The sequence below is a fragment of the Gordonia sp. NPDC062954 genome (genome assembly GCF_044543825.1).
Taxonomy (GTDB): Bacteria; Actinomycetota; Actinomycetes; order Mycobacteriales; family Mycobacteriaceae; genus Gordonia; species Gordonia tangerina.
In genome coordinates this window covers 113,106-120,908 of record NZ_JBITWL010000017.1, presented here as the reverse complement: position 1 = coordinate 120,908, position 7,803 = coordinate 113,106, and the positions used below count along the sequence as shown (strand labels likewise).

Annotated in this window: 9 protein-coding genes; 8 read left to right on the top strand and 1 reads right to left on the bottom strand. The window is 70.5% G+C overall.

Annotated features, from left to right (window positions below; genetic code table 11):
* Window positions 1-702 precede the first annotated feature (702 nt).
* Window positions 703-1,587: an HAD family phosphatase gene (locus ACIGKQ_RS16730; RefSeq protein ID WP_287016586.1), complete on the bottom strand. Its 885-nt coding sequence runs from the start codon at window positions 1,585-1,587 to the stop codon at window positions 703-705.
* Window positions 1,588-1,944: 357 nt separating this feature from the next.
* On the opposite strand from ACIGKQ_RS16730, the gene ACIGKQ_RS16725 reads away from it, so the two are divergent.
* From ACIGKQ_RS16725 to ACIGKQ_RS16690, 8 genes are all read left to right on the top strand, one after another.
* The gene (locus ACIGKQ_RS16725; protein ID WP_372474950.1) at window positions 1,945-2,889 is read left to right on the top strand and encodes an alpha/beta fold hydrolase; all 945 of its coding nucleotides are present in this window, start codon (window positions 1,945-1,947) and stop codon (window positions 2,887-2,889) included.
* A gap of 90 nt (window positions 2,890-2,979) precedes the next feature.
* Window positions 2,980-4,041, top strand: coding sequence for a septum site-determining protein Ssd (ssd, locus tag ACIGKQ_RS16720; RefSeq protein ID WP_235721771.1), 1,062 nt, complete (start codon window positions 2,980-2,982; stop codon window positions 4,039-4,041).
* Window positions 4,038-5,207, top strand: coding sequence for a TadA family conjugal transfer-associated ATPase (locus tag ACIGKQ_RS16715; RefSeq protein WP_266062768.1), 1,170 nt, complete (start codon window positions 4,038-4,040; stop codon window positions 5,205-5,207). Before ssd ends, ACIGKQ_RS16715 begins: the two co-directional genes overlap by 4 nt.
* On the top strand, window positions 5,204-6,016 hold the full coding sequence (locus ACIGKQ_RS16710) for a type II secretion system F family protein (RefSeq protein ID WP_396574495.1): 813 nt from the start codon (window positions 5,204-5,206) through the stop codon (window positions 6,014-6,016). The genes ACIGKQ_RS16715 and ACIGKQ_RS16710 overlap by 4 nt, the downstream gene beginning before the upstream one ends.
* Window positions 5,971-6,642 carry a type II secretion system F family protein gene (locus tag ACIGKQ_RS16705; protein ID WP_266062766.1) on the top strand — a complete coding sequence of 224 codons (672 nt, stop codon included), beginning with the start codon at window positions 5,971-5,973 and terminating at the stop codon, window positions 6,640-6,642. The genes ACIGKQ_RS16710 and ACIGKQ_RS16705 overlap by 46 nt, the downstream gene beginning before the upstream one ends.
* Window positions 6,643-6,780: 138 nt before the next feature.
* Entirely contained in the window at window positions 6,781-6,999 is a 219-nt protein-coding gene (locus ACIGKQ_RS16700; RefSeq protein WP_266062765.1) for a DUF4244 domain-containing protein, read from the top strand.
* Window positions 7,000-7,015: 16 nt separating this feature from the next.
* Window positions 7,016-7,459 carry a TadE family type IV pilus minor pilin gene (locus ACIGKQ_RS16695; RefSeq protein WP_308203676.1) on the top strand — a complete coding sequence of 148 codons (444 nt, stop codon included), beginning with the start codon at window positions 7,016-7,018 and terminating at the stop codon, window positions 7,457-7,459.
* Window positions 7,440-7,796 carry an Rv3654c family TadE-like protein gene (locus tag ACIGKQ_RS16690; RefSeq protein ID WP_287016593.1) on the top strand — a complete coding sequence of 119 codons (357 nt, stop codon included), beginning with the start codon at window positions 7,440-7,442 and terminating at the stop codon, window positions 7,794-7,796. The genes ACIGKQ_RS16695 and ACIGKQ_RS16690 overlap by 20 nt, the downstream gene beginning before the upstream one ends.
* Window positions 7,797-7,803: the final 7 nt, after the last annotated feature.

Sequence of the window (7,803 nt, the reverse complement as noted above, 5' to 3'; positions counted from 1 at the left end):
CCGCGCGCCGCGCCCCCGCCCCCCCCCCCCCCCCGCCCCCGCCCCCCCCCCCCCCGCCCCCCGCCCCCCCCCCCCCCCCCCCCCCCCGCGCCCCCCCCCCCCCCCCCCCCCCGGGGGGGGGGGGGGGGCGGGCGCCCCCCCACCCCCCCCCCCCCCCCCCCCCCCCCCCCGCGGGGGCGCGCCCCCCCCCCCCCCCCCCCCCCGCCCCCCCCCCCCGCCCGCGTAGCACGGACCCAAGTTACCAAGCGTGCTTGGTGGGTTGTGGTACCGCCTCGGCGAGGGAAGGAGTGCCGATCGGTGCGCCCCGGTGTGAACCACGTGTGAATGACGGTGCCGTGCAATTGGATCGAGCTTATTCGGATCGATTCTTTCCGTCTGACGAACCTCTCGGTTCGCCTCGATCGGATCGATTCGTCCGGCTCGACAGGGATCCTTCGTGTCCCGGTCTACGGCCCGTTGGTGGTCACCGGCTTGCCCGTGTCGACCTACGATGTCGCAGGCGCACAACGCTTTTGCCTTATGCGGCGCGCTCCGCGTGGGTGCTTGCCGCCCGTGCTGGGAAGTGCTCGGCGTGGGGGTCCGTTCCTTCTCTTCCGGAGCGAACTTTGCCTTCCGAGATTCCGTAAAACCTTTTGTACACCGTGACCGCCATCACATCAAGGGTCTTTCGGACCAATATCCGATGGTGTCGTGGTGGCTCTCTCACACCACGTCGGTCGGCCGACCCGGGTGTCGTCGCGACGCGAATCCCGCCAAGCGTGCCGTCGCGACCGCGGCACCCACGGCCAGCGCGACCGCCGCCAGCGGCGATCCGAGGACCGTCCGGAGCCGCGCCGGCAACTGTCGCGAACGGCGCGACGCCGGTCGAGAGAACGTCAGGATCGGCCAGCCGGCGTCCCGGGCGTGCCGTCGCAGGTGTCGGTCGGGATTCACCACGTAGGGGTGACCGACCGCCGTGAGCATCGGGACATCGGTGATCGAGTCGGAGTACGCGTAGCAGGTGGAGAGGTCGTAGTCGTGCTGCTCGGCGAGTGCGATCATCGCCGTGGTCTTCGCCGCGCCGTAGAGGTAGACCTCGATCTCCCCGGTGTAATGGCCCTCCACGACCTCCATCTCGCTGGCGGCGACATGGTCGACACCGAGCATCGCGCCGATCGGCTCCACCATCTCGCGCCCCGACGCCGACACCAGCACCACATCGTCGCCGCGTGCGCGGTGGGTGGCGATCAACTCGGCCGCCTCGTCGAACACCAGCGGGTGGACCACCTCGTGCAGGGTCTCGGCGACGACGGCGCGCACCTGCGCGACATCCCACCCGCGGCACATGTCGGTGACGTGACGACGCAGCCGATCGATCTGCGTGTGGTCGGCCGCGGTCATCAGGAACAGCAACTGGGCCCAGCCGGATCGGATCACCGAGCGGCGGTCGATCAGTCCCGCGGCGAAAAAGGGGCGCGTGAAGGCGAGCACGCTGGATGTGGCGATCACCGTCTTGTCCAGATCGAAGAACGCTGCGCTACGACGTGTGGGGAGGACGGCATGGGCCGATCGGGCCTGGGGAGTGCTTGCCGACGAGGTGTCCGTCACCGGTTCAGGCTACGGCCCGATCGAGACCCCGGCCAGTGTCGATGCAACGTCGTTGCAGCGTGAAAGCGCAGGCAGCGATATTGAAATGTGACCTCGCCGGCCGGTTGTTTCTAGTTGCACAGGCCGAAATCCGATGTGTATAGTCGGCCTTAACCGGTTGATACCGGTGCCTTTCAGCCCGACCCCCCGGGGCTGAAACGCGATGACCCCGGCCTCCTCCCCCCCTGGCCGGGGTTGTCCTCTATCTAGGGCCCGTTACCCGGCGATCTGCCAAAACCGGGACACTTGACCAAGCAGTTGCTAGGTTCTCCCGCAGGTGCTGACGCGGGGGTGGTAGTCGAGGTGTCCACGAAACGAATGAACCGGTACGCGGTGCTGGTCGCGGTATTGGTGGCGACATGTGCGGTGGCGATGGTCGGGGTCGGCGCAGCCTCGGCCGCCCCCGAGCGGCCGCTGCCCGAGACCTACAGCTTCTTCGCCGGTATCCCTCCTGAGCTGGCTCATCCAGGCGGATCGTTGCCCGGATCGAATGACTTCGACTGTCGGCCCACACCACAGCACCCGCGGCCGGTGGTGCTGGTGCACGGCACCGGTGGTTCGCAGCAGACCAACTGGGGTGCCTACGTCGCGTTGCTGGCCAACCGCGGGTACTGCGTGTATGCCCTCACCTACGGGGCGATTCCCGGATCGCCCTGGCCGGTGTCGGCGATCGGCGGCATGACCCGGATGGAGCCGAGCGCAGCGCAATTGTCCCGGTTCGTCGACCGAGTCCTCGCTGCGACCGGCGCCCAGACCGTCGATCTCGTCGGCCATTCGCAAGGCACGTACATGCCGGCTTACTACCTCAAACGACTCGGCGGGGCGTCGAAGGTCACCAGGTACGTCTCGTTGGCGCCGCTGTGGCGTGGCTCGTTCGACGGTATTCCGTTCACCGAGATCACCCGGCAGCTGCTGCAGGGTGCGGATCTGCCGATCTGCGCGGCCTGCGGTCAGATGGCGGCGGGATCGCCGATGAACCGGGCGATCTGGAGTGGCGGCAGCCCGTATGTCGCGGGTGTGGACTACACGAACATCTCCACCCGCTACGACGAGTTCGTGGTGCCCTACACCAGCGGCCAGGTACCGGGCCGCTCCGGCGAGAGCGTCCGCAACATCGTCGTGCAGGACGGCTGCGAACAGGACCACAGCGATCACCTGGCGATCGCGGGGTCGCGCCGCACCGCCTACATGGTGCTCAATGCGCTCGACCCCGCGCATCCGGTTCGGGTGCCGTGTGAGTACGTGCCGCCGTTCACCGGTTGACCAATCCACAGGCCGGCAACGTATCCACAGATCTTCTCGCTTCCCGGGTGATCGGATCTGGGTCGCGTCGTCGTCGGTGACGATGTCGGGGTGACCGATGAACTCCTCACCCTGGTGGGCGCCGACCTGCACGACGAGGTCGCCCGGTGCGCAGCCGCCGCCGGCTACCGCATCCTGCCCGGGTCGACGTCGGAGTGTCGTCGAGAATGGTTGCGAGCCAGTGCGATCGCGGTGGACGGTCGTTCCGTCGAGGAGCTCAGCGGCCTGGCGCTGCCGCGGCGCGACGGGATCGTGATGGTCACCTCCGGCGAGCCGCCGGCGCAGACCTGGCGTGCGGCGATGAACCTCGGTGCCGAATACGCGGTGTCCCTGCCGGCCGAGGAATCCACCTTGGTGGGGCTGCTCACCGATTTCCGGGCTCCGCCCGCCGCGCCGGCCGCCGCCATCGCCGTGATCGGTGGACACGGTGGGGCAGGTGCCACCACCCTTGCCGCGGCCGTCGCGCTGGCGGCGACAGAGCTGGCACCGCGGGTGCTGCTGCTCGATGTCGACGATCTCGGCGCGGGTATCGACCTCGCGTTGGGCATCGAGAGTTGTGCCGGGCTGCGGTGGCAGGATCTGACCGTCACGGCAGGAGCTATGCGTGCCAGCGCATTACACGAAGCGCTACCCCACGTCGACGACCGGCTCTCGGTGCTCGCGCCCCGACCGGACAGCGCGGTGCCGGTCGCCGTCGAGCCGGTGCTGGCCGCGCTCGATGCCGGCCGAGCGGACGGGGACACGGTCATCGTCGACCTCCCGCGGGCGGGTGGGCCGGTGACCGATGCGGTGCTCGACACCGTCGACCTGGTCGTGGTGGTCACCACCGCCTCCGTGCCCGGCGCGGCATCGACGCGCCACGTCGCGACCCGGGTGCAGCGTCACGGGGTGTGGGCCGAACTGGCCGTGCGGGGACCGGCGCCGTCGGGTCTGCGGGCTGCACAGGTCGCCGCCACCGTCGGGTTGCCCTTGGTCGCCGCGTATCGCGCGGACCCGGGGTTGCCGGGGCGGATGGATGCCGGCAGATTGCGGATCACGCCTCGCAGCCCCCTCGGACGCGCCGCCCGCGCGGTCCATCGTGCCGCCGACCGCGTGGCGCGGGTGGCCGCATGACCGCACACGACGAGCTGCTCGACCGGGTGCGCGACCGGTTGGCCGCCGACGCGGCCGACCCGACCCCCGACGTCATCGCCGACGCGATCCGCGCCGAGTCGCGGGGCATGCTCGGCGACACCGATCTCCTTGCCGCCCTGCGATTTCTGCAGACCGAGCTGATCGGGGCCGGGCGTCTGGAGCAACTCCTGGTCGATCCTGATGTCGCCGACATCCTGGTCGCCGGCCCGGACAACGTCTGGATCGACCGCGGCCACGGCTTGCAGCGCACTGAGATCCGCTTCGACAGTGAGGACGCGGTGCGTCGTCTCGCCGGCCGGTTGGCGCTCAACGCCGGAAAACGACTCGACGATGCCCAACCATGGGTGGACGGGCAGCTCGTCGGCGTCGGCCGACGCGGACACACCGTGCGTCTGCACGCGGTGATCCCGCCGGTCGCGCACGACGGCACCTGCATCTCATTGCGCGTACTGCGCACCGCCACCCGCGACTTCGACGAACTCGTTTCGCTCGGCGCGATCCCCGACGACACGGTTCGACTCCTGCGTGACATCCTCGCCGCACGCCTGGCCTTCCTGATCGTCGGCGGCACCGGATCGGGTAAGACCACCCTGCTGGGGTCGCTGATCGGCGAGATGGCGCACACCGAGCGCATTCTCTGTGTGGAGGACGCGCTGGAACTGGACCCGCCGCATCCGCACATCGTGCGGCTGGTCGCCCGGACCGCGAACGTCGAAGGCGTCGGCGAGGTACCGGTTCGGGCCCTGGTTCGGCAGGCACTGCGGATGCGGCCGGACCGGATCGTGGTCGGTGAGGTGCGCGGCGCCGAGGTCATCGACCTGCTGACCGCGTTGAACACCGGACACGACGGATGCGCGGGCACGCTGCACGCGAACTCCACCGCCGAGGTGCCGGCGCGGATGGAGGCGCTCGCCGCGCTCGGCGGGATGGCCCGCGCCGCGTTGCACAGTCAGCTCGCGGCCGCGGTCCAGGTGGTCCTCGGCGTCGCACGCACACCGGGCGGTAGCCGCGGACTCGTCGAGATCGGGATGGTGGCGCCAGGCGACGACGGTCTGGTCCGCATTCGTCCGGTGTGGACCCGCGCCGGTGGATTCGGCGAGTCCGCCGGACGGCTTGACGAGCTCATCGGCAGCCGATCGCGGTGACCGCGCTGTACTTGGCGGTCGCGCTGGGGGTCGTGTGGTGGCCGGTCACCGGCACCGAGTCCCGGTTGCACCGTCTCCGGGACGCTGCGCGCAGGCGTTCGCCGATGCCGACGCCCGCAGTGCTGGTGTGCGCACTGCCGCTGGTGCTGACCGTTCTCGCCGGTGTCCCGGCCGGAGTGTCGTCGGCCGTGGTCGCAGCCGGTCTCATCTGGCAGTGGCAGCGCACCAGGCGGGTTCGGCGTCGCGACGGTGAGATCGCCGCCCTGCTGCTGGCGTTGTCGGTGATGATCGCCGAACTGTCGGTGGGCGCGCCGCCGGCCCGTGCGTGCACGGCCGCGGCGCGCGAACTGCGTTCGGCAGAGGGAGTTTCGGGGGCGGTGGCCGACGGGTTGGCCGCGATGTCCGGGCGGGCGGAGCTGGGCGGCGACGTCCTCGACACCGGGACCGCCGGTCACCCGGATCGGGGTGATGCCGCGTCGTGGCGCCGAGTCGCGGTGGCGTGGCACTTGGCTGATCGACACGGTCTACCGATGATCGAGCTGTTGGAATCGGTGCGGTCGGACGTGCTCGAGCGTCGGCAGTTCGCGGCCCGCACCCACGCCGGCCTGGCCGGCCCGCGAGCGACCGCTGCGGTACTCGCAGGCTTGCCGGTGATCGGTGTGCTCCTCGGACAGCTGATGGGGGCGAACCCGCTGGCGGTGCTGTTGGGAGGAGGCCCCGGCGGCGCCCTGCTGATCGTCGGCACGGCCCTCTCGATGGCCGGATGGGTGTGGGCACAGCGCATCACCGAACGGGCGGCCCGACGTTGAGCGTCGCCGCCGCGCTGATCTCCACCCTGTTCGTGGCTGCCGCGGTCTGGTGCTGGCCTGGTCCGGACTGGGCGTTGCGGCGGGTCGCCGGGCAGCAACCCGCCGCGCGGCCGGTCCGGGCGAGTGATGCTCGCGATGACCCGTTCGGGGTCGCCGCGTCCCTGGACCTCTTCGCGGTGTGCCTGCGTGCCGGTCTTCCGGTCGGAGCAGCTGCGGCGGTTGTCGCCGATTCGGCGCCCCCGGGCCTGGCGCGACCGCTGTCGGTGACCGCCGAACTGCTGGCTCTCGGGGCCGATGCCGACCATGCCTGGCGCCGCAGTCGACCTGTGCCGGGGACCGATACCACCAAGGGCGCGCCAGGTCCGGGGGAAACCACCTCGGAACATTTCGACGCTTTGGCCACCCTGGCGCGGCGCTCGGCGCGAGCCGGGTCGTCGCTGGCCGGCGGATTGACCGAACTCGCCGACGGTGTGCGCCGCGACGCCCACGACCAGGCCACTGCGGCCACCGAGCGAGCCGGTGTCGCGATCAGTGCCCCCTTGGGGCTGTGTTTTCTGCCGGCGTTCGTGTGCCTGGGCATTGTGCCCGTGGTCCTCGGTCTCGCCGGCTCCGTCCTGGGTGGGTGATGAGGCGGTGGCGCAGCTGTTCTCGTCACCGGGCCGGGTGGTCCCCGGGATTTCTCCCATTCCGATGGATCCAAATCGGGCTCTGGTGCGTCCAAAGAACGAGAGGACGCACCCGGCGTCCCAGGAGGGGGCAACCTGATGACCGACAACATGTTTCGCCGACCTGCCGAGCGTCTTTCCGCGGAGGTGCTGCGGCTGATCACCGACGACGAGGGCATGAGTACCGCCGAGTACGCGATCGGGACTATTGCTGCGGCGGCATTCGGAGCGATTCTCTACACGGTGGTCACCGGCGACAACATCGTCAGCGGCCTGACCGGTATCATCGGCAAAGCGCTCAACACGTCGGTCGGCTGAGGTCACTGTGTACACGGTGCGACGGATCATCATCGCGATCCGGTCGGTGATCGCCGATGATCGCGGCATGGTCACGGTCGAGGGTGCATATGCGATCGCTGCGATCGTCTCCGCCGTGGTGATCGGTGTCGGCGTGGTGGCGGCGGCGGGTGCGCAGATCCGGTGCACCGACGCGGCGCGGGAGGCGGCCAGGTTGGCCGCGATCGGCGATACCTCGGCGCTCTCGACGGCGGTCTCCATCGCCGGCGAGGACGCGCGGGTCTCCCTGCGCGACAGTGGCACACAGGTCATCGCCGAGGTACGCGACAACGTGCCGCTGCTACCCCTGATGGAGCTGTCTGCACGGGCGGTCGCAGCGAAGGAGCCGCACGGAGCGGAGGACGGCGTCACGCAGCCCGGCGTGACGCAGTTCGGGGCCATGCCCGAGGGCCGTGGGCACCATGATGCGCTGGTGGGCTGACGACCGCGGTTTCGCAACGCTGCTGGGTGCTTTCGCGGTCGCGGCGCTGGCCGCGGTGGCCGTCGCGATGCTCTACGTCGGTGGGGCAGTGGTGGCGCGTCATCGCGCGCAGTCGGCCGCGGATCTGGCGGCGCTCGCCGCTGCACAGCAGCACGTGCTGGCCGCACCGGATCCGTGCTCGGCCGCCACCGAGATCGCCGAGGCACAGCGCGTCGGCGGACGGATCACGCGGTGCGAGGTCGACGGTGTCGATGTGGTGCTCACCGTCGCGGTGCCGGTGCGTCTGGGGCCGTTCGGGGTTCGGCAGGCCGTGGCGTCGGCGCGCGCCGGGCCCTGAACCGCAC

Coding starts and splice junctions, on each gene's coding strand:
- ACIGKQ_RS16725 (WP_372474950.1), top strand. CDS start 1,945: ATGAACCGGTACGCGGTGCTGGTCGCGGTATTGGTGGCGACATGTGCG.
- ACIGKQ_RS16715 (WP_266062768.1), top strand. CDS start 4,038: ATGACCGCACACGACGAGCTGCTCGACCGGGTGCGCGACCGGTTGGCC.
- ACIGKQ_RS16705 (WP_266062766.1), top strand. CDS start 5,971: ATGGGTGTGGGCACAGCGCATCACCGAACGGGCGGCCCGACGTTGAGC.
- ACIGKQ_RS16700 (WP_266062765.1), top strand. CDS start 6,781: ATGACCGACAACATGTTTCGCCGACCTGCCGAGCGTCTTTCCGCGGAG.
- ACIGKQ_RS16690 (WP_287016593.1), top strand. CDS start 7,440: ATGATGCGCTGGTGGGCTGACGACCGCGGTTTCGCAACGCTGCTGGGT.